This window comes from Vibrio rhizosphaerae, from assembly GCF_024347095.1.
Taxonomy (GTDB): domain Bacteria; phylum Pseudomonadota; class Gammaproteobacteria; order Enterobacterales; family Vibrionaceae; genus Vibrio; species Vibrio rhizosphaerae.
This window is the reverse complement of the sequence record NZ_AP024903.1, coordinates 624114-644207: the sequence shown is the minus strand read 5'-3', so window position 1 is coordinate 644207 and position 20094 is coordinate 624114. Positions and strand designations below refer to the sequence as shown.

Here is a 20094-nt window from a genome sequence, read left to right as displayed (position 1 = left end):
AGAGAGGAGCGCTATATTAACAAATTTCCTTTTGAATCAGAAGCCGGGAAAAACTGAAAGCAGTGACGCGTCAAACTCAAGCGGATGTCCGCTCATTGCATCGACCGTCCCCGAAACCATCTCACAAATCAGTAACTGATGAGGTGATGGCAACACCGCCGCCGGGCTGATCCCAAAATGATTTCCCGGCCGAAAACCAAGTGACTGATAATATTCATCGACACCAAATACCGTACATACAGGATAGCCGAATTCATAAAGCGAATTCAGCCCTTCGGTGACTAACTGTGGCTTGATATCATCCTGAGTCTGAGGCGCTGTGAGCAACAAACGCAGATGCTGCCAGCTATGAAACACACCATCATGTGCCACTGGCGTAAAGAGAATATACCCCAGAATCTGTCCTTCATCATCGCAGGCCACCAGCGATAAGGTAATACGACTGCTTTCCCGGTAAGCCATCACCAGATCAGCCGTATCGTCGTCGTTCAGTGATGAACGTAGTAACTGATCGATGGGTAAAATATCGGCAGGTGCTTCAGTGCGAATAAGCATTCACGGTTCCTTTCTGGTGTGAGTGTTCTGACTGCATCCCTTTATACACAAAATCAGAGAGCTGATTCAAAGAATATTTAATGAGGACAGGGAATGTCTCCAGATCCACGCTATCCATCATATTCTTCACCTCCAGTCCCAATTCTGTATCTCCTTCAATTGAGAGACGTCGCTGGAAAAAAAGAGTATCCGGATCTTCTTTCCGCCCGGCAATTAACACGAAATCATTCAGAGAACCACTAAAACAGGCATCCGGCTCAACCGTCGGTTCTGCAATAACCAGTTGCGCTTTACAACAGGTCAGATGCCAAGCGAGTTCTAAATCTTTCACTTGAACTTTCAAGCATTTATTCTCAAGAAACTCAAACTCACCTTCGGCCAGAGCTTCTTTAAAAATGGTATTCAAAGCTTCTAAAAGAATTTTGTTTTGCACAATGTTTGGCAAGAAGCGTGCTGGTGTTCTCAAAAATGAAGCTGCATTTTGTACCATGTAGTTCTGAATCTTGTTAAACACACTCGTTATCCACTAAGTTGATATCAATGGCGCTATCATACTGAAAGATTGAACCTGAATTGCTGTTGTGAATCAAAAAATCCAAGACCGCCATACGCTTCACTAATGTTATAAAGACGGTTATAGTGGCGTACTCCGTATCGATTTCTAAATGCTGAGTACCTGTCTGGTTTCGGAGCAATGAATAGTTGGCATGATTTCACAAGAATTTCAACGCTGGTTGACCCAGCTAACGTTACATAGCCCTTTCTTTTTTGCCATTCTCGATGCCCAGCACAACTATACGATGGTAAATGAACGCTATTGTGACATATCCGGTCTCACCAGTGATCAACTCATCGGTTCAAATGATCGGGCAGTCTTCGGTGAATCATTCTATCAAGCCATTCGCCCCTATTACCTTCGCGCGTTTAACGGTGAAATCATTGAAACCGAGCTGACGCTCAGTGACATGCATATCGAGACGACATTACTGATATCGCTCTCGCGACTGCCGTCCGATGAGCAAGCGCCCGGTATCATCTTTCAGGCTGTCGATGTATCAGAAAAGCAAATGTTACTTGATACCATCGATGAGTCAGAAAAAAAATTCTCAGCATTAGTGGATATGCTGAAAGAAGCCGTGCTGATTGTTGAAAAGAATACCATCATTTCCTGCAATCCTGCGGCGGCGCATTCTCTGGGGATCAATACGGTCGATGAACTTTACGGCGAGCAACTCTCAGAAATTTTTATTCAGACATCAACTCAAAAACCCTTTGTTCTCAATGCCTCCTCTGCCATTCAACACCCGGTTTCCTGCTATACAACTCAAGCATACGGAGAAGAACGTCAGGTGACACTTCGCACTGAAGCCATCAAGATTTTTGGCAGTCAGGCATTCTTTGTCCTCATTCAACCACAAGAAAAAAAGAAACCGGAACGATTACATCACCCTTCAATTGATGCCCATATTGACCCATTAACGGGTTTGTATAACCGAACGGGTTTTACCAAACGACTCGATATGTTCATTGCTGATAACACGCCCTTGGTGATGCTCTATCTCGATATTGATAACTTTAAAAACATCAACGACTCACTGGGACATCATATCGGAGATAAAGTGATCCGAGAGGTTGCGGCTCGTCTCAAACGACTTCTCCCCCAAAATGCCATTTTAGGGCATCTGGGCGCAGATGAGTTTGGTTTACTCCTGCCGGAGCCGGAGAAACCCCGTTCCGCAGAAATGCTTTCGGAACGGATTATTGCCTTAGTCAATCAACCTTTCGATTTAAATTATTTTAGCAAACGACTGGCCTGTTCCATTGGTAGTGTGACTTATCCAGGTGACGGTAGTGATGCCCGAATCTTACTGCAAAATGCCGACACGGCGATGTATGAAGCGAAAGCAAGAGGCCGCAATCGTATGATTCGCTTCAGTTCGCAAATGAATAAAGAAGCGAGAACCCGTTTGTGGCTGGAGATCGAGCTGCAAAAAGCCCTGCAAAATAATGGGCTTGAAGTTTGGTATCAACCGAAAGTCAGTGCCAGAGATTTTAGTATCAACGGTGCTGAAGCCTTGGTGCGATGGAAGCATCCGGTCGAAGGGTATATCAGCCCCGGTTCATTTATTCCCGTTGCGGAAAAGGCAGGATTAATCGAGCATCTGGGTCGGGCTGTCATGCGGGATGTTTTTACCACGGTCAAACGTTGGAAACAACAGGGGATCCTCCCCGGCCCGGTCGCGATCAATCTGTCCCCGGAACAATTTGGTAACCCGAAACTGATCGATTTTATGGAGAAACTCCTGCGCTCGACCCAGCTCGATCCAAGCTGTATTACATTTGAACTGACCGAAAGTGCGGTCATGAGCAACAGCGAACACACCGTGCAAATGTTGAATGCGATTAAAAAACTCGGCTTTACTTTATCGATTGATGATTTCGGCACCGGTTATTCATCACTCTCTTATCTCGCCCGTTTTCCGATTGATGAACTCAAAATCGATCGCGCCTTCATTACAGAAATCGATCAATTACCCAAACAGTTGACGGTCATTGAAAACATCATCAATCTCGGTCAATCTCTCCGGTTAAAAGTCGTGGCTGAAGGTGTAGAAACACAGCAGCAAGCGATTTTACTCGCGAATCTTCACTGTCATTCGATCCAAGGATTCCACTTTCATCGTCCGCAACCCAAGCAGGAAGCCGAAGCATTATTTGCCCAAAACCGACGCCACTCAGCGTCATAAATCCAGATCAATTCAGGTCAAACCTGCCTCACATCAATTCATTCTGCAACGCTTTTCCATACAATACAGCCACTTCAAGAGCTACCAGTGAAATTAAGTTACTATGGAACTGCTTTGTCCTGCGGGAAACCTGCCCGCCCTGAAGACGGCAATCACCAATGGTGCCGATGCGGTGTATATCGGTTTTAAAGACGACACCAATGCCCGCCACTTTGCCGGCTTAAATTTCTCAGGAAAGAAACTGGAAAGTGCTGTTCAGTTCGTGCATGAGCATCACAGGAAAATCCATGTCGCACTCAATACATTTGCCCATCCGGACCGGTTTAACCACTGGACAGCAGCGGCAGATAAGGCGGTTGAGCTGGGAGTCGACGCATTGATCGTGGCCGATATAGCGCTGTTGGAATACATCTCGAACCGCTATCCCGAACAAGAAATCCATCTTTCCGTTCAAGCCTCAGCCACCAACAGCGCAGCCATTGCGTTTTATCATCAAAACTTCAACATCAAGCGTGTTGTACTCCCCCGGGTTCTCTCGATTCACCAAGTCAAACAACTCTCTCAGGCAGTGGCTGATGACGTTGATCTGGAAGTGTTTGCATTTGGTAGCCTTTGTATTATGTCGGAAGGCCGCTGCTACTTATCTTCATATATGACGGGCGAATCTCCCAATACGGTCGGAGCGTGTTCACCTGCGAAATTTGTGCGTTGGCAGGAAACACCACATGGAATGGAAACCCGGCTGAATAACATTCTTATTGATCAATACAAACCCGGAGAGAATGCGGGCTATCCCACTTTATGTAAAGGCCGTTTCAGGACCGTGTTGAACGGTCAGCAACCGTGTTATCACACACTGGAAGAGCCGACGAGTCTGAATACGCTATCGTTGTTACCGGAACTGTTTGCCGCGAATGTCGCCTCCGTCAAAATTGAAGGCCGACAACGCAGTCCGGCCTATGTCGAGCAGGTGACCAAAACCTGGCGGGCAGCGATTGATCGCTATTTGTCAGACCCGCCAAGTTATCAGGTTGACGAGACATGGAACCGCACCCTTGCCAATGTGTCCGAAGGCACCCAGACGACGCTTGGTGCCTATCATAGAAAGTGGCAATAACAAGAAAGTGGTCATAACAAGAGAATTCACAGATGAAATATGCATTAGGCCCATTACTCTATTTCTGGCCCAAAGCCGAGCTTGAACAGTTCTACCGTCAGGCGCAAACCTCCAGCGCAGATATTATTTATCTGGGAGAAACGGTTTGTTCCAAACGGCGAGAGTTAAAAGCACACGACTGGCTGGCAATCGCACAGGACATGGCACAGACAGGTAAACAAGTTGTCCTGTCAACGATGGCATTGCTTGAGTCCCGCAGTGAACTGACCGTGATGAAGAAATACATTGATAACGGTGATTTTATCATTGAAGCCAACGATGTTTCAGCGGTTCATCTCGCCAGTGAAAAGCGGGTACCATTTGTTGTCGGGCCGGCGATTAACTGTTACAACGCTCATACGTTGAAATACCTTCTTCGCCAAGGCATGATCCGATGGTGTATGCCCGTCGAACTTTCTCATTCATGGCTGCAACAAGTGCTACATCAATGTGAAACATTAGGGATTCGCAACGCCTTTGAAGTTGAAATATTCGGCTATGGTTATCTCCCTCTGGCATACTCCGCCCGTTGTTTCACGGCCCGGGCCGAAAACCGCCCGAAAGATGAATGTAAAACCTGTTGTATCAATTATCCCAATGGTATCCGTGTCCAAAGTCAGGAAGGGCAAGACGTCTTTAATCTGAACGGCATTCAGACACAATCAGGCTACTGCTATAATTTGATCAACGAATTACCCACGATGACCGACAGCGTCGATGTGGTCCGCCTTAGTCCGACAGATGCGCAAACCCTGACAACCCTGCAAGCATTTCGCGATAACGAAACCGCAGCGCAATCCTATCCATTAGACAGTCACCAATGTAATGGCTATTGGCACCGTGTCGCGGGTTTAGAGAATGTGCCTGCTGAATCCCGCTAAAACGCACGATGCACCCCCTGCATGATCGGATGCAATGCCTATCAGGCGGCTGAATAAAACAGCCGTCTGATATCTTTGTACAAGATAACCAACACCACCGAAGACAACACAATATTTGAAATGGGAAATGCTAACCAAACGCCGGTTAATCCCCAGCTTAACGGGAGCAAAAAGAGGAATGGCGGCTGAATCAGAATGTTCCCTAAAGCGATCCCGATGGCCTTTTTCCCCCGGTTGATCGATTGATAAAACGCAGATGCCACGACAATAAATCCATCCAAGAACAGGGCAATAAAATGGAGCCGTATCCCGTAAGTCGCATAGTCACTGAGTTCAGCATTATCACGGTTGAAAATCGCAATAATATCATGAGGATAAAGATTCATAACCAGAGTCACAATCACACCAAATGATACCGACAATCCCATCGCGAGCCATAATAGCTGTTTAATATTGTGCCACTGCTTAGCACCGTAGTTAAAGCTGACTAACGGTTGCATCCCACTGGCAAACCCTTCCACCGTCAAATAATAGAATGTCACAACATAGCCGAGAATCGTGTATGCCCCCAAAGCCGTGGTGCCGCCATAAATCGCAAATTGACTGTTATGCAGTGCAACCATGACACTCCAGTAGAGGTACATAAAAAAGCTTGAAAGACCAACCAGAACAATCTGACGAATATCCTGCCAACGGAAAAACCGGAGGTCAGCCAACGTCAAACGTAAAGAGGCTGCCGGAGAAAAGAAATAACTCAGCCCGACAATCGTGACGACGCCCTGTGATATCGCCGTCGCAATCGCAGCGCCCTGTAAACCCATTTCCCAGACCACAATGAAGAGATAGTCAAAGACAATATTCAGACACCCGCCGATGATCATCAGATAGGTTGCCAGTGCCGGACTGTCATCGTTTCTCATCAGAAAGGGGAATGCGGTTGAAGCCAGAGTAAAACAAGAGGTGAACAACACCACCTGCATATACTGCATCGCCATTGCAAATACGTGGGGGTCATGCGTTTGCCAATTGAGGATATCGACCATAAAATGCCACAATCCAACAGACAGTAAAACCGATAACAACACCAACAGAATCAGTCCGGTACTGATCGTCTGGCGGGCCGCCGAAATATTCTTTTGTCCTTTGTAAATCGAAGTAATGGCTCCGGTGCCGACACCAACCATTAAACCGATACCAACCAAGAAGCCAATCATCGTCCAGGCAATATTGATCCCGGCGAGTCCGTCAACCCCAAGATACTGTCCAATAAAAATACCATCAATGAGCTGGTATACCCCATTGACTAACATGGCAGCAACGGTTGGAATAGCATAACGAAAATACTGTGAATAAATGGACAATTGCATGATTCAATCCAAACCTGAAATACAAACAGCCTGCAAAAATTCATGCAGGCTGCCTACGATACACTTCACCTCGGGTAACGAATTCAAAAGCTGAAAAACCGTCCTGAGGTAATCATTTTAATCAAGAAAACATCGAGATTACGATGAATGATTGTCCTTAATCTTATGGTATATCTGTTCCAGTTCTAAGAAAGCGTAACGATGTTCAACATACTCGTAAACATTCATTGAGATTGCGAGTTTATAAAGTGCGACCGCTTCTGCATATTGGTCTTGCATCTGGTAACGCTTACCGAGATAAAAATAGGCTTCCGTTAATCGACGAGCCAGTACCGTGTTGTCACTGGTCTCCTGCAAAATTTGTTTGAAGACAGTCGAGTCATCAGTTTCACCCAACATCATGGCAACCAATGACCATCCCCAAGCCTCTTTTGCATCAGACTGATGTGACTGATAACTTTTTAACAACGCTTGCTGTGCAACATCCGCATCAATATCACTGACAATCAGATATTGCCATAAAGCACTGAAAGGATCGGCGGGATCTTGTTGGATGACCTGCTCGATTTCATCCCGCGCTAAACGAGGCCGACCACCGTAATGTAGTGCAATGGCCAAATTTCTGCCTGCGTATACACTTTTCGGATCAAGTTCGAGCGCCGAATCAAATGACTCATAAGCAGCATCAAAATCGTTGATTTCGGTGTAATAAACGCCCAGCATATTGAAGACTTCAGGCTGAGACGGATAAAAGCGTAACGACTGTTCAAAATCCAAACGAGCCAGATTTTTTAATCCCAGCGAATCGTAACTATTTCCGCGCTCATAAAATACTTTGGCCCGGATTTCGTCAGAGAGTTCTTTTTGTTGGAGCAGCTGACTCAAGCGTAAAATTTTTACTTCTTGTTGAATCGTCGGTTGTAACGGCCGAGCCATCGGGGCGTACAACCACTCAGACTCCTGTTGATGCTGCATCGATGAGCACCCAGCAATCAGAAGTAAACTGAAGCCAGTCAAAACTGTGAGAAACCACTTCGCCAAAATTATTCTCCTCAACGCTCTCATAAAAAAAGGGAGCCAAACAGCCCCCTTTATAACATCATGCTTGCAAATAAAAAAGCGACCCAAAGGATATATCTTATCCCAGAGGTTCGTTTCTATTCTGCGTCAGATGGTGCTTGTTGTGATGCGTCTTCAGCCGCTGGTTTCGCGACGGCTTCTTTCATACTCAGGCGAATACGGTTTTGACGATCAATTTCCAATACTTTCACCTGAACTTCTTGACCTTCTTTCAGGTAATCAGTCACTTTCTCAACCCGCTGATCTGCGATTTGAGAAATATGAACCAGACCTTCTTTAGCACCAAGTACAGCGACGAAAGCACCGAAATCGACGATACGAGTCACTTTACCCGTGTAGATCCGACCAACTTCAACTTCAGCAGTCAACTCTTCAATACGACGAATCGCATGTTTAGCCGCTTCACCTTCTGTTGCAGCGATCTTAATCGTGCCATCATCTTCAATTTCAATTGTGGTACCCGTTTCTTCGGTCAGTGCACGAATCACTGCACCCCCCTTACCGATAACATCTTTGATCTTATCAGCACTGATTTTCATTGTATGGATACGAGGTGCAAACTGAGAAATATCATCACGCGCACTCCCGATCGCTTTATCCATCACAGACAGAATGTGCAAACGCGCACCTTTTGCCTGATTCAATGCGATCTGCATGATCTCTTTTGTGATCCCTTCGATTTTGATATCCATTTGCAGTGCAGTCACACCATTTGATGTTCCGGCAACTTTAAAGTCCATATCACCCAGGTGATCTTCATCACCCAGAATGTCAGACAGAACGACAAAATCATCGTTCTCTTTCACCAGACCCATCGCGATACCGGCAACAGAAGCCTTAATTGGCACACCGGCATCCATCAATGCCAAGGATGAACCACACACAGAAGCCATTGAAGAAGAGCCATTCGATTCTGTAATTTCAGAGACCACACGAACGGTATATGGGAATTCATCAATTGATGGCATCACGGCTTGAATACCACGCTTCGCCAAACGACCATGACCGATTTCACGACGTTTTGGTGAACCAACAAACCCGGTTTCACCCACACAGTAAGGAGGGAAGTTATAGTGGAACAAGAAGTGATCTTTTCTCTCACCCGTTAACTCATCGATAATCTGTGCATCACGCTGAGTCCCCAGTGTCGCAGTGACGATGGCTTGGGTTTCACCACGAGTAAACAGAGATGAACCATGCACGCGAGGCAGTACACCAGTACGCACATCCAGTGCACGAACCATATCTTTTTCACGACCGTCAATACGCGGCGCACCAGAAAGGATACGGCTACGAACGACTTGTTTTTCTAATGAACTCAGCATATTACGCAGTTCATTTTCATCCAGAGAATCATCTTGCTCTAACAATTTAGCAATGACTTCCGATTTGATCTGACCCACTTGCTCGTAACGTGCTAGCTTTTCAGTAATTTGATACGCCTCAGCAAGACGAGTTTCTGCATGTTCTGCAACCAATGCTTTCAAACTTACATTGACTTCAGGCGCGCTCCAAGACCATGCCGGCGTTGCAACTTCAGCTGCAAATTCATTGATCGCTTGGATCACGACTTGTTGCTGTTCATGACCAAAAACGACCGCAGAAAGCATCTCTTCTTCAGACAGAATATCTGCTTCAGATTCAACCATCAGAACGGCATTCTCTGTACCTGCAACAACCAAGTCCAGACGAGACTGAGCCAGTTCTTTTGCGCTTGGGTTCAGTACGAGTTGACCATCAATGTGACCCACACGAGCCGCACCAATCGGGCCATTAAATGGAATCCCGGAAATCGCCAACGCGGCAGAAGTACCGATCATGCTTGGGATATCGGGTTGAACATCAGGATTCACCGCCATCACCGTGGCAATAATCTGAACTTCATTGGTAAAGCCATCAGGGAACAGAGGACGAATTGGACGGTCGATCAGGCGAGCCGTCAGCGTTTCGCCTTCAGAAGGACGACCTTCACGTTTAAAGAATCCGCCAGGAATCTTACCGGCTGCATAAGTCCGTTCCTGATAGTTCACTGTGAGCGGGAAGAAATCTTGACCTTCTACCGCTTCTTTTTTTCCAACCACAGAAACGAATACCGATGTATCGTCCATGGTGACCATAACTGCTGAGGTTGCCTGACGTGCAATTACGCCAGTTTCAATCGTGACGGTGTGATTGCCATATTGAAAGGTTTTCACAACTGGTTTTTCAAACATTATTATTCCTTTGCCTAGGTTATCCTAGAAATGGGTGAACAATCCTCAAGGCATCACAAATCGCGACTAGTGAAAGGATACTGAACAACATCGATACCAATCTCCTTTGAATAGTCGCGACCTTTTGGCCGACTTCGGTGACTGTCATGCTTTGAGTCTGAGTGTTGAATTCAGTCAACTGACTTCAACGGTCGCTAGTATAAACTACTCGAGCGGCCTTTGGCTAAATTTAGCCATTAAAAAAGGGGCTTTCGCCCCTTTTTTGTACAAATCCAATCTTAGCGACGTAGGCCAAGACGTTGGATAAGGTCGTGGTAACGATCCAGATCTTTACCTTTCAGGTAATCCAGAAGCTTACGACGACGAGAAACCATGCGTAAAAGACCACGACGGCTATGGTGATCGCCTTTGTGCTCTTTGAAGTGACCTTGAAGGTGGTTGATTGAAGCTGTCAATAGAGCAACTTGAACTTCTGGTGAACCAGTATCGCCTTCGCCACGCGCGTAATCAGCAACGATTGCTGCTTTAGTTTCTGCATTCAGAGACATAATTTCTCTCCTAAGAGTTTGAGTTTTAGTTTGTGTCAGCCAATCTCTGATTCAGCCGACACGAGGAGCGGGGATTATAGAGAATATTCCCTATCCCCGCAATAGCGAATCATTCGGAAATAACCGATGTTTCACTCACGAAAAACAACTAATCGTTTGGGAGCGATCTTGCCGTCATCGTCAATCTCACCAACGCCGATAAAACCGTGTTCTTCCCCAACCGTTAATCGGATGGTGCCATGGGTTGGCGCACCAAAAACCTGAACAGCCTGCCCTTTCTGAACCATACCAGCCAAATCAGGAATCAAATTCACTTCAGGCAGTGACTGAACGGCGGAATCCATCGGCAATAACAGCGGGTCAAGTAAGGTACTTGGGGCAACATCCTGTTCACGGGCTGACTGAAGTATCTCTTCCAGCGCATCAAGTGTCACCATCCGTTCAGCCGGATATTGAGCAACTGCGGTACGACGTAGATACGTCACATGAGCCCCGCAGCCTAACATTTCACCCAGATCATCAACGATCGTCCGAATATAAGTGCCTTTAGAACAATGGATTTCCATCTCGACTTCATCCGCTTCATAGCGGAGCAGTTCAATGGAATAAACCGTGATCTGACGGGCCTCTCTGGGCACTTCGATGCCTTCCCGGGCATATTCATACAGAGGTCGCCCTTGATACTTCAATGCTGAAAACATCGATGGAATCTGCGCGGTTTCACCTTTAAATTTCTCAATCGACCGCATCAAATCCACTTCAGTGATTTGCACCGGACGAGTCTCAACAACCTCACCGTCAGAGTCAGAGGTATTGGTCCGGATCCCCAGTTTTGCAATCACCCGATATTTTTTATCTGAATCGAGAAGAAATTGAGAAAACTTGGTCGCCTCTCCCAGACAGATAGGAAGCATACCGGTTGCCAGCGGATCTAACGCCCCCGTATGTCCGGCCTTTTCTGCAAAGAAAATGCGCTTCACTTTCTGGAGCGCATCATTGGAGGAAATCCCCGTAGGTTTATCCAGTAAAATGATGCCATCAACCGGGCGACCTTTACGACGACGAGCCATTACGCCTCCTCATCCGAGCCTGATTCACCTCTTTTTCGTTTGTCTTCATCAACAGCTTGATTGACCAGATTCGACATGCGCATCCCTTCAACCAACGTATCGTCATAAACAAACCGGACTTCAGGTGTCAGGCGCAGACGAATCCGCTTGCCTAACATCATCCGAATGTGAGACTCATGCTCTTTCAGCGCTTTCAGACAGCTTTCAGGCGTCTGCTCGCCAACACATAAGAAGGAGACATACACTTTGGCATACGCCAAATCCCGGGAAACTTTTACTTCAGAAATTGTCACCATCCCCAGACGAGAATCTCTGACTTCACGCTGCAATATCATTGCCAGCTCTTTCTGCAGCTGCTGAGACACGCGCTGCGTACGACTAAAATCTTTTGCCATATTTAAACTTTCTCATAGAAAGAATGGGGGGATGGTCTAGCCAACCCCCCATGGTGTATTCAACAACCAACGATCCATTCAACAACGGTTCCGGTGATCAAAAGAGATCACCCATAACGGTTAGTCGATTGACCGTTTAATTTCCACTGTTTCAAAGACTTCGATCTGGTCACCAACGCGGACATCGTTATAGTTTTTCACACCGACACCACATTCATAACCATTCTTCACTTCTGCAACATCATCTTTAAAGCGACGGAGTGATTCCAGTTCACCTTCATAGATAACCACGTTATCACGCAGGACACGAATCGGATTATTCCGTTTAATCAGTCCTTCTGTCACCATACAGCCCGCGATAGCACCCAGTTTCGGAGAACGGAATACATCACGAACTTCAGCCAGACCGATAATCTCCTGTTTAAATTCAGGAGCCAGCATGCCGCTCATCGCCTGTTTCACTTCATCAATCAACTGATAGATGATGGAGTAGTAACGCAGGTCAAGGTTTTCTGCTTCAATTGTTCGGCGAGCAGATGCATCCGCACGAACGTTAAAGCCCAGTACGATAGCATTCGATGCAGCAGCCAGTGTCGCGTCAGTTTCGGTGATACCACCGACACCAGAACCAACGATATTCACTTTGACTTCATCAGTTGACAGTTTGACTAAGGCATCAGTAATTGCTTCAACTGAACCTTGAACATCAGCTTTCAGGACGATATTCAATTCAGCGACTTCACCGGCAGTCATGTTCGAGAACATATTCTCCAACTTCGCTTTCTGCTGACGAGCCAGTTTGACTTCACGGAATTTACCCTGACGATAGTTCGCCACTTCACGCGCTTTACGCTCATCGCGAACCACGGTAGCTTCATCACCCGCAGCCGGTACGCCAGAAAGTCCAAGCACTTCGACCGGAATTGACGGCCCCGCTTCCAGCACTTCATTTCCGACTTCATCACGCATCGCTCTGACTCGGCCATACTCCTGACCACAAAGCAGGATATCCCCTTTGCGCAGCGTACCAGACTGAACCAGAATCGTCGCAACAGGACCACGGCCTTTATCCAGCCGAGACTCAACCACAACACCAGAACCCATGCCATCAGCAACAGCAGTCAGTTCCAGAACTTCCGCTTGAAGCAGGATCGCTTCCAACAAAGCGTCAACGTTTGTTCCCTGCTTAGCAGAAATATGAACAAACATGTTTTCACCACCCCATTCCTCAGGAATGATGTCGTATTGAGCCAGTTCGTTCTTGACGTTATCTGGGTTAGCTTCTTCTTTGTCGATCTTGTTCACGGCAACGATAAGAGGCACATTCGCGGCTTTAGAGTGTTGGATTGCTTCAATCGTCTGAGGCATTACCCCATCGTCAGCAGCCACAACCAATACCACGATATCTGTCGCCTGAGCACCACGAGCACGCATCGCTGTAAATGCCGCGTGTCCCGGAGTATCAAGGAACGTAATCATCCCATTGTCAGTTTCAACATGGTAAGCACCGATGTGCTGGGTAATACCACCTGCTTCGGCGGACGCAACGTGCGTACGGCGGATGTAATCCAGTGTCGATGTTTTCCCGTGGTCAACGTGTCCCATGATGGTTACAACCGGTGCACGAGGAACAGCCTCTGAATTGCTGTCCCGGTCAGAAAGAACCGCTTCTTCCAGCTCATTCTCTTTGCGGAGAATCACTTTATGACCCATTTCTTCGGCAACGAGCTGTGCAGTTTCCTGATCAATGACTTGGTTGATCGTAGCCATTGCACCCATTTTCATCATCACTTTGATGACCTCGGTGCCTTTTACTGACATTTTCTGAGCCAGTTCAGAGACAACAATCGTTTCACCGATAACAACATCAGATTTGGCAACAGTCGCGTTTTTATCGAAACCTTGCTGCATTGATGAAGGTTTACCACGGCCTCGATTTAAGTTACGGCCACCTTTACCACCGCGAGGACGCATATCACGTTCTTGGCGTTGTTCATCGCGAGCAGAAGCTTTTTTCTTCGCTTTTGCACGGCGACTACCTTCATCTCGACGGTCTGCTTCGTCTTCTGCCTCTTGGGCATAACGGGAAGTAGTTAGATGGTAATCTGTATATTCGTCTTCCATATCACCTTTTTTCTCTTCTGCAGCAGACCAACGCTCTTGATTCTTTTCAGCCAATTCACGCGCTTTTTCGAGCTGACGCTGACTTTCCTCTTCAGCTTTACGTCTCAATTCTTCTTCCTGACGACGCTTCAGTGCTTCGGCTTCTTGTCGCGCTGCCTCTTGCTTGGATTTCTCTTCATCAGAAAGCTGGACTTTCTGACTGCTTTTCTCTTCACGCTTCGCTTTTTCTTCCGCGTCACGCTTCATCTGCTCTTCAGCTTCCCGTTTGGCTTTTTCTTCAGCTTCACGCTTCGCCTGAGCTTCTAATTTTGCTTTTTCAGCTTCTAACTTTGCTTTCTCTTCGGCTTCACGCTGGGCTGCTTCTTCAGCCTGACGTTTCGCTTCATCTTCGATTGCACTACGCTTAACATACGTACGTTTTTTGCGCACTTCAACCTGAACATTCTTACTTTTACCACCCCCCGCATTCACACTGAGTGTGCTGCGAGTTTTTCGCTGTAATGTCAAACGAGTCGGTTCATCCTTTGAAGAGCTACCACCGTGCTCTTTACGCAGAAAAGTTAACAGTTTCTGTTTTTCATCTTCAGAAACACTATCCGCTCCCGTTTTGGTCATTCCTGCGTCAGCAAGTTGCTCTAATAAGCGGTCAACTGGTGTACCAATCTCTTCACTCAGTGCTTTAACTGTAAGTTCTGTCATGCCGCTTTCTCCCCTTGCTGAAAATTACGCGTCTTCGCCAAACCAACAAATATTACGCGCAGCCATAATTAATTCTCCGGCGCGTTCTTCTGTCAGTCCTTCAATACCTTCAAGATCATCAATTCCCTGATCAGCCAAATCTTCGAGAGTGATGACTCCCTTAGCTGCCAGTTTGTAAGCCATGTCACGCTCAAGACCAGATAGATTCAACAGATCTTCAGCCGGCTCACCTCCATCCAGTGACTCTTCTCTCGCCAAGGCAAGAGTTGTTAGTGCATCTTTTGCACGAGTACGCAATTCTTCAACAAGGTCTTCATCCAACCCGTCAACCTCAAGCAACTCATTCACTGGTACATAGGCAACTTCTTCTAATGTGGAGAAGCCTTCTTCAACCAACAATTCAGCAAAGTCCTGCTCAATATCAAGATGCTTCATAAACAACTCAATCGACTCTGTTGATTCTTCCTGATGTTTCTTCTGAAGATCTTCAACGGTCATCACATTGAGTTCCCAGCCAGTTAACTGAGAGGCCAAACGAACATTCTGCCCACTACGGCCAATGGCCTGAGCCAGATTGTCGGCTTCAACAGCAATGTCCATCGAATGGGCATCTTCATCAACGATAATAGATGCAACATCAGCTGGTGCCATCGCATTAATAACAAATTGCGCCGGGTTATCGTCCCACAGCACAATATCAATCCGCTCACCACCCAATTCACCGGAAACGGCCTGAACACGGGCTCCCCGCATGCCGACACATGCGCCGACTGGATCAATCCGCTTATCGTTAGTTTTTACTGCGATTTTTGCTCTGGATCCCGGATCGCGAGATGCGCCTTTCAGCTCAATTAATTCTTCGCCAATTTCTGGGACTTCAACACGGAATAATTCAGCCAGCATTTCAGGCTTAGAGCGTGTAATAAAGAGCTGGAACCCACGCGCTTCAGGTCTCACGGCATAAAGCAAACCACGAACACGGTCACCAGGGCGGAAGTTTTCTCGAGGAAGTTGATCTTCTCGCAAAATCACAGCTTCTGCGTTATTGCCGAGATCGAGAATAATGCTATCCCGACTCACTTTCTTCACAGCGCCAGTAACAAGTTCACCCTCATTATCAATAAACTGCTCAACAATTTGTGCCCGTTCAGCTTCACGAACTTTCTGAACAATCACTTGTTTTGCCGTTTGAGTGGTGATCCGGTCGAACTTAACCGATTCAATTTGATCTTCAATAAAGTCACCCAATTCGATGGAATCATCATCAAATTGAGCCGCTTCAACTGAAATTTCTTTAGTCGGATTCTGGACGTCTTCTACCACTAACCAGCGACGGAATGTTTCAAATTCACCGGTTTTTCTATCAATTGCAACACGAACATCAATATCGATGTCGTATTTTTTCTTAGTCGAAGTTGCTAATGCAGTTTCAAGCGCTTCAAAAATACGTTCACGAGGAACAGCCTTCTCGTTTGAAACCGCCTCAACTACCGCTAAAATTTCTTTACTCATTATTTCCAGCCTCTTTAAGACTTAAAATTTAGGGATCAGATTAGCTTTTGAAATGTTGCTGAGCGCGAATTGTTCTTCTTGCCCATCAACAGTAACCGCAATCGTTTCACCATCAACCGATTGGATGATACCTTTCCATTTGCGGCGGTTTCCAACAGCCATTTTCAAAACAATATTGACCTCGTGACCAATAAATTGCTCATAGTGTTCAGACTTAAACAAAGGTCTGTCTACGCCTGGTGAAGAAACTTCAAGGTTATAAGCCACAGAAATAGGATCTTCTACATCAAGCACAGCGCTGACCTGACGACTCACCTCAGCACAGTCATCGACCGTTATGCCATTGTCGTGATCAATATAAATTCGTAGTGTCGAATGTGCACCGGCACGAACAAATTCTAATCCGACCAATTCATAACCTGCAGCAACAACAGGTGCCTCAAGTAATTCAGATAGTTGTTTTTCTAACCCTGTCATTTAAACGACTCCAGAAACAAAAAAAGGGCTATGAGCCCAATTTCAATTCCAAGCAAACAGACCAAATCTTTGATATATGAACAGTGACGACTACTCATATACAAGAATCAGATAACAAAAAACCCCGATAGTCGGGGTTTTTATCTATGCTGGACCCTGAATGTTAAGACGCTGTCTTAACATATAGTGAGAAATATTTCTCACTATCAAACCTGCAACAACCAATTCAGAATTGGTTGCGGGGGCCGGATTTGAACCGACGACCTTCGGGTTATGAGCCCGACGAGCTACCAAGCTGCTCCACCCCGCGTCCGACTTGCTGAGCATTATACGCTCTCAATCTTCATTTACAAGTTTGTAAAGAATAATGGTGCCGAGAGAGGGACTCGAACCCTCACACCATAGGCGCTAGCACCTCATGCTAGTGTGTCTACCAATTTCACCATCTCGGCTAAATTCTTTTTACTGAGGAATTTCGCTACTGTTTGTATTATCAGCAGGAATACCATTATCAGTATTATCAGTCTGTGTCTTCTCTTGAACCGCTTGGTTCTGAGCAGGATCAACCCATTGAGACTTTGCTTTATGTGTTGATAAGTTTCCTAATACCAGACTAACAATTAGGAATACAATTGCAAAAATTGCAGTCATTCGAGTTAAGAAATTTCCAGAGCCACCGGCACCAAATACTGTATTTGAAGCACCGGCCCCGAATGAGGCTCCCATATCTGCGCCTTTACCTTGTTGAATCAACACCAATCCGATGATAGCAACCGCTGCCAACAGGTAAATCACAAGTAGAACTGTAAACATAACATATCCACCTATGTTCCAAATTGTTGAGCCAGCGCCGTTCTTATCTATCGACCAGAACTAGGCTAGCGCCCTCCGTCTCGGAAGTGGGGGCAATACTAACGAAAGGATTGAAAACTGGCAAGAGGATAAATTACTTTTTTTTCAAATTCATGGCTAAGCGGTTAAAAAAGGGACAACCACTATCTTTTCACCATTCAAACAGCGTGAATGAAAGGAAAGGAACCCTCACGTTTGAGGATTCCTTTTTCCAAATTTAACAATTTGCCTTCACAACATCAGCGATTTTTAAAGCAGATTCACGAACCTGTGTTTCATCTTCACCTTCAACCATAACCCGAAGTAATGGCTCCGTGCCTGATTTTCTCAGCAGAACGCGCCCTTTCTCTCCTAATTCAGCTTCAACTGTCGCAACACACTGTTTGACAGCCTCAGCATCAAGTGGATTAGAATCTCCGCTGAACCGCACATTTTCCAGTACCTGTGGGAAAAGTTTCATACCGCTCGATAATTCACTGAGTGACATTTCACTATCAACAACGGCTGTTAAAACTTGTAGCGCAGCGACAATTGCGTCTCCGGTGGTCATTTTGTCTAATAAGATCACATGCCCTGAATTCTCTGCACCGATTTTCCAGTCTTTTTCCAGCAGTTTTTCCATTACATATCGATCACCGACAGCAGCCCGGGCAAATGGAATCCCCAATTGCTTTAAGGCAACCTCCATACCGAGGTTAGTCATCAATGTACCAACAACTCCCCCTTTCAACTCGCCCTTACGTAGCAAGTATCGAGCAATAATATAGGCAATTTGATCACCATCGACTTTACAGCCGAATGCATCCACCATGATGAGACGATCACCATCACCATCAAAGGCCAAGCCAAGATCTGCTTTTTCTTCCAATACTTTCTGCTGAAGCGCTCTGGTATCTGTCGCCCCCACCTGTTCATTAATGTTTAAGCCATTTGGCTTCACACCAATCGCAATTACATCAGCGCCTAGCTCTCTGAAAACACTGGGTGCAATATGATAAGTCGCACCATGAGCACAATCGACGACAATTTTTAACCCGGCCAAACTGAGTCTCGATGGGAACGTACTTTTACAAAACTCAATGTAACGACCTGCAGCATCAGTTAAGCGAGAGGCCTTACCTAGCTCAGCAGAAGGCACACATTCAATAACCTTGTCGAGTTCTTGCTCAATTTCGAGTTCCACTTCATCCGGTAATTTGGTTCCTTCAGATGAAAAGAATTTAATGCCATTATCATCATACGGATTATGTGAGGCTGAAATAACGATTCCCGCTTCAGCACGAAAAGTTTGCGTCAGATAAGCAACAGCCGGGGTCGGCATCGGCCCTGTTAACGTGGCTTCAAGACCCGCTGCAGCCAAACCAGCTTCCAGAGCTGATTCCAACATATATCCAGAGATCCGGGTATCCTTACCGATAATCACTTTACGAGTGCCTTGTTTCGATAAAACTCGCCCCGCAGCCCATCCCAGTTTCATGACAAAATCAGGAGTAATCGGGAACACTCCAACCTTTCCCCGAACGCCGTCGGTACCAAAATAGCGTCTGTGATTCGACATCGTTATTCCTATTTTCTTATAATTGATTGGCTTGAATCATACTGATTATTTTCATGGCTTCAACGGTTTCAGCGACATCATGAACCCGGAAAATTTGTGCACCTTGCATGGCTGCAACCGCTGCACAAACAACACTTGCGACCATACAATCAGCCGGTTGTTTATTGAGAAATTTATGCAACATGGTTTTTCTGGATAACCCAATCAACAAGGGCAAACCAAATTGATGGAAAACTTTTAGATTCGCTAATAACTGATAATTATGCTCAAGCGCTTTGCCAAAACCAAAGCCGGGATCAAGAATAATGTTCTCTCGTCGAATACCAGCCTTTTCACATGCGACAATTCGATGCTCTAAAAAGGTATAAACATCCTGAAGCACATCACGGTACTCCGGGCGTTCCTGCATGGTTTCCGGCTGCCCTTGCATATGCATGAGACACACGGGAATACCTGCTTTCGCAACGACTGCTAATGCCCCCGGCTCCTGAAGTGAACGAATGTCATTAATCAGGTCTGCACCGGCATCAATACTCTGTTGCATCACTTCAGCTTTACTTGTATCAACAGAGATCCAGATGTCCGGATACTTTTGTCGAATGGCGCTGACAACAGGCACCACTCGTTTCAATTCTTCTGCGACAGTCACTTCTGCAGCACCCGGGCGGGTTGACTCGCCACCAACATCAATGATGGTGGCGCCAGCATTAATCATTGTATCGGCATGAGCTAACGCTTTTTCCGGAGAAGCAAACAATCCACCATCAGAAAAAGAATCAGGTGTTGTATTCAAAATTCCCATCACCTGAGGACAACTTAAATTTAAAGCTTTATTGGATGTCCGAATCTCCATCACATCC

Annotated in this window: 17 protein-coding genes and 2 tRNA genes; 3 read left to right on the top strand and 16 right to left on the bottom strand. The window is 46.1% G+C overall.

The window, feature by feature from the left end; all coding sequences use genetic code 11:
- Nucleotides 1-36: 36 nt before the first annotated feature.
- Both OCV37_RS02925 and ubiT read right to left on the bottom strand, forming a co-directional pair.
- Nucleotides 37-555: a GNAT family N-acetyltransferase gene (locus OCV37_RS02925; RefSeq protein ID WP_038178114.1), complete on the bottom strand. Its 519-nt coding sequence runs from the start codon at nt 553-555 to the stop codon at nt 37-39.
- On the bottom strand, nt 539-1069 hold the full coding sequence (gene ubiT, locus OCV37_RS02920; protein WP_038178116.1) for a ubiquinone anaerobic biosynthesis accessory factor UbiT: 531 nt from the start codon (nt 1067-1069) through the stop codon (nt 539-541). The genes OCV37_RS02925 and ubiT overlap by 17 nt, the downstream gene beginning before the upstream one ends.
- Nucleotides 1070-1262: 193 nt before the next feature.
- Here ubiT and OCV37_RS02915 point away from each other — a divergent pair, with 193 nt between their 5' ends.
- The 3 genes from OCV37_RS02915 to OCV37_RS02905 all read left to right on the top strand — a co-directional run bounded on the left by OCV37_RS02915 (nt 1263) and on the right by OCV37_RS02905 (nt 5339).
- Nucleotides 1263-3302, top strand: coding sequence for a putative bifunctional diguanylate cyclase/phosphodiesterase (locus OCV37_RS02915; RefSeq protein ID WP_038178117.1), 2040 nt, complete (start codon nt 1263-1265; stop codon nt 3300-3302).
- A 103-nt stretch (nt 3303-3405) separates the two neighbouring features.
- Nucleotides 3406-4419, top strand: a complete 1014-nt coding sequence (gene ubiU / locus OCV37_RS02910) for a ubiquinone anaerobic biosynthesis protein UbiU (RefSeq protein WP_038178119.1) — start codon at nt 3406-3408, stop codon at nt 4417-4419.
- Nucleotides 4420-4451: 32 nt separating this feature from the next.
- A complete protein-coding gene (locus OCV37_RS02905) occupies nt 4452-5339 on the top strand; it encodes a U32 family peptidase (RefSeq protein ID WP_038178120.1) in 888 nt (295 codons plus the stop codon).
- Nucleotides 5340-5380: 41 nt separating this feature from the next.
- Here OCV37_RS02905 and OCV37_RS02900 read toward each other — a convergent pair whose 3' ends face one another.
- The 14 genes from OCV37_RS02900 to folP all read right to left on the bottom strand — a co-directional run bounded on the left by OCV37_RS02900 (nt 5381) and on the right by folP (nt 20087).
- Nucleotides 5381-6706 carry an MATE family efflux transporter gene (locus tag OCV37_RS02900; RefSeq protein WP_038178122.1) on the bottom strand — a complete coding sequence of 442 codons (1326 nt, stop codon included), beginning with the start codon at nt 6704-6706 and terminating at the stop codon, nt 5381-5383.
- A gap of 138 nt (nt 6707-6844) precedes the next feature.
- Nucleotides 6845-7747, bottom strand: a complete 903-nt coding sequence (gene nlpI, locus OCV37_RS02895; RefSeq protein ID WP_245609090.1) for a lipoprotein NlpI — start codon at nt 7745-7747, stop codon at nt 6845-6847.
- A gap of 116 nt (nt 7748-7863) precedes the next feature.
- On the bottom strand, nt 7864-9999 hold the full coding sequence (gene pnp, locus OCV37_RS02890) for a polyribonucleotide nucleotidyltransferase (protein ID WP_038178124.1): 2136 nt from the start codon (nt 9997-9999) through the stop codon (nt 7864-7866).
- Nucleotides 10000-10277: 278 nt separating this feature from the next.
- Nucleotides 10278-10547 (bottom strand): 30S ribosomal protein S15, encoded by a 270-nt coding sequence (gene rpsO / locus OCV37_RS02885; protein WP_038178125.1) that lies wholly within the window; start codon nt 10545-10547, stop codon nt 10278-10280.
- A 131-nt stretch (nt 10548-10678) separates the two neighbouring features.
- Nucleotides 10679-11617: a tRNA pseudouridine(55) synthase TruB gene (gene truB / locus OCV37_RS02880; protein ID WP_038178127.1), complete on the bottom strand. Its 939-nt coding sequence runs from the start codon at nt 11615-11617 to the stop codon at nt 10679-10681.
- A complete protein-coding gene (rbfA, locus tag OCV37_RS02875) occupies nt 11617-12012 on the bottom strand; it encodes a 30S ribosome-binding factor RbfA (RefSeq protein ID WP_038178128.1) in 396 nt (131 codons plus the stop codon). Before rbfA ends, truB begins: the two co-directional genes overlap by 1 nt.
- A 120-nt stretch (nt 12013-12132) precedes the next feature.
- Nucleotides 12133-14835: a translation initiation factor IF-2 gene (gene infB, locus OCV37_RS02870; protein ID WP_038178129.1), complete on the bottom strand. Its 2703-nt coding sequence runs from the start codon at nt 14833-14835 to the stop codon at nt 12133-12135.
- Nucleotides 14836-14859: 24 nt separating this feature from the next.
- Entirely contained in the window at nt 14860-16347 is a 1488-nt protein-coding gene (gene nusA / locus OCV37_RS02865; protein WP_038178130.1) for a transcription termination factor NusA, read from the bottom strand.
- A gap of 21 nt (nt 16348-16368) precedes the next feature.
- Nucleotides 16369-16824, bottom strand: coding sequence for a ribosome maturation factor RimP (rimP, locus tag OCV37_RS02860; protein ID WP_038178131.1), 456 nt, complete (start codon nt 16822-16824; stop codon nt 16369-16371).
- 233 nt (nt 16825-17057) lie between these two features.
- Nucleotides 17058-17134: transfer RNA gene (locus OCV37_RS02855), tRNA-Met, on the bottom strand.
- Nucleotides 17135-17192: 58 nt separating this feature from the next.
- Nucleotides 17193-17276 (bottom strand) — tRNA-Leu (locus tag OCV37_RS02850).
- A gap of 10 nt (nt 17277-17286) precedes the next feature.
- The gene (gene secG / locus OCV37_RS02845) at nt 17287-17637 is read right to left on the bottom strand and encodes a preprotein translocase subunit SecG (RefSeq protein ID WP_038178132.1); all 351 of its coding nucleotides are present in this window, start codon (nt 17635-17637) and stop codon (nt 17287-17289) included.
- Between the two features lie 256 nt (nt 17638-17893).
- A complete protein-coding gene (glmM, locus tag OCV37_RS02840) occupies nt 17894-19234 on the bottom strand; it encodes a phosphoglucosamine mutase (protein WP_038178134.1) in 1341 nt (446 codons plus the stop codon).
- A 16-nt stretch (nt 19235-19250) separates the two neighbouring features.
- Nucleotides 19251-20087 carry a dihydropteroate synthase gene (gene folP / locus OCV37_RS02835; protein ID WP_038178135.1) on the bottom strand — a complete coding sequence of 279 codons (837 nt, stop codon included), beginning with the start codon at nt 20085-20087 and terminating at the stop codon, nt 19251-19253.
- Nucleotides 20088-20094: the final 7 nt, after the last annotated feature.

Bases quoted from the DNA above. Each gene is read 5' to 3' on its own strand.
- OCV37_RS02925 (WP_038178114.1), bottom strand. From the start codon at position 555: ATGCTTATTCGCACTGAAGCACCTGCCGATATTTTACCCATCGATCAG.
- OCV37_RS02915 (WP_038178117.1), top strand. From the start codon at position 1,263: ATGATTTCACAAGAATTTCAACGCTGGTTGACCCAGCTAACGTTACAT.
- ubiU (WP_038178119.1), top strand. From the start codon at position 3,406: ATGGAACTGCTTTGTCCTGCGGGAAACCTGCCCGCCCTGAAGACGGCA.
- OCV37_RS02905 (WP_038178120.1), top strand. From the start codon at position 4,452: ATGAAATATGCATTAGGCCCATTACTCTATTTCTGGCCCAAAGCCGAG.
- OCV37_RS02900 (WP_038178122.1), bottom strand. From the start codon at position 6,706: ATGCAATTGTCCATTTATTCACAGTATTTTCGTTATGCTATTCCAACC.
- pnp (WP_038178124.1), bottom strand. From the start codon at position 9,999: ATGTTTGAAAAACCAGTTGTGAAAACCTTTCAATATGGCAATCACACC.
- rpsO (WP_038178125.1), bottom strand. From the start codon at position 10,547: ATGTCTCTGAATGCAGAAACTAAAGCAGCAATCGTTGCTGATTACGCG.
- truB (WP_038178127.1), bottom strand. From the start codon at position 11,617: ATGGCTCGTCGTCGTAAAGGTCGCCCGGTTGATGGCATCATTTTACTG.
- rbfA (WP_038178128.1), bottom strand. From the start codon at position 12,012: ATGGCAAAAGATTTTAGTCGTACGCAGCGCGTGTCTCAGCAGCTGCAG.
- infB (WP_038178129.1), bottom strand. From the start codon at position 14,835: ATGACAGAACTTACAGTTAAAGCACTGAGTGAAGAGATTGGTACACCA.
- nusA (WP_038178130.1), bottom strand. From the start codon at position 16,347: ATGAGTAAAGAAATTTTAGCGGTAGTTGAGGCGGTTTCAAACGAGAAG.
- rimP (WP_038178131.1), bottom strand. From the start codon at position 16,824: ATGACAGGGTTAGAAAAACAACTATCTGAATTACTTGAGGCACCTGTT.
- secG (WP_038178132.1), bottom strand. From the start codon at position 17,637: ATGTTTACAGTTCTACTTGTGATTTACCTGTTGGCAGCGGTTGCTATC.
- glmM (WP_038178134.1), bottom strand. From the start codon at position 19,234: ATGTCGAATCACAGACGCTATTTTGGTACCGACGGCGTTCGGGGAAAG.
- folP (WP_038178135.1), bottom strand. From the start codon at position 20,087: ATGGAGATTCGGACATCCAATAAAGCTTTAAATTTAAGTTGTCCTCAG.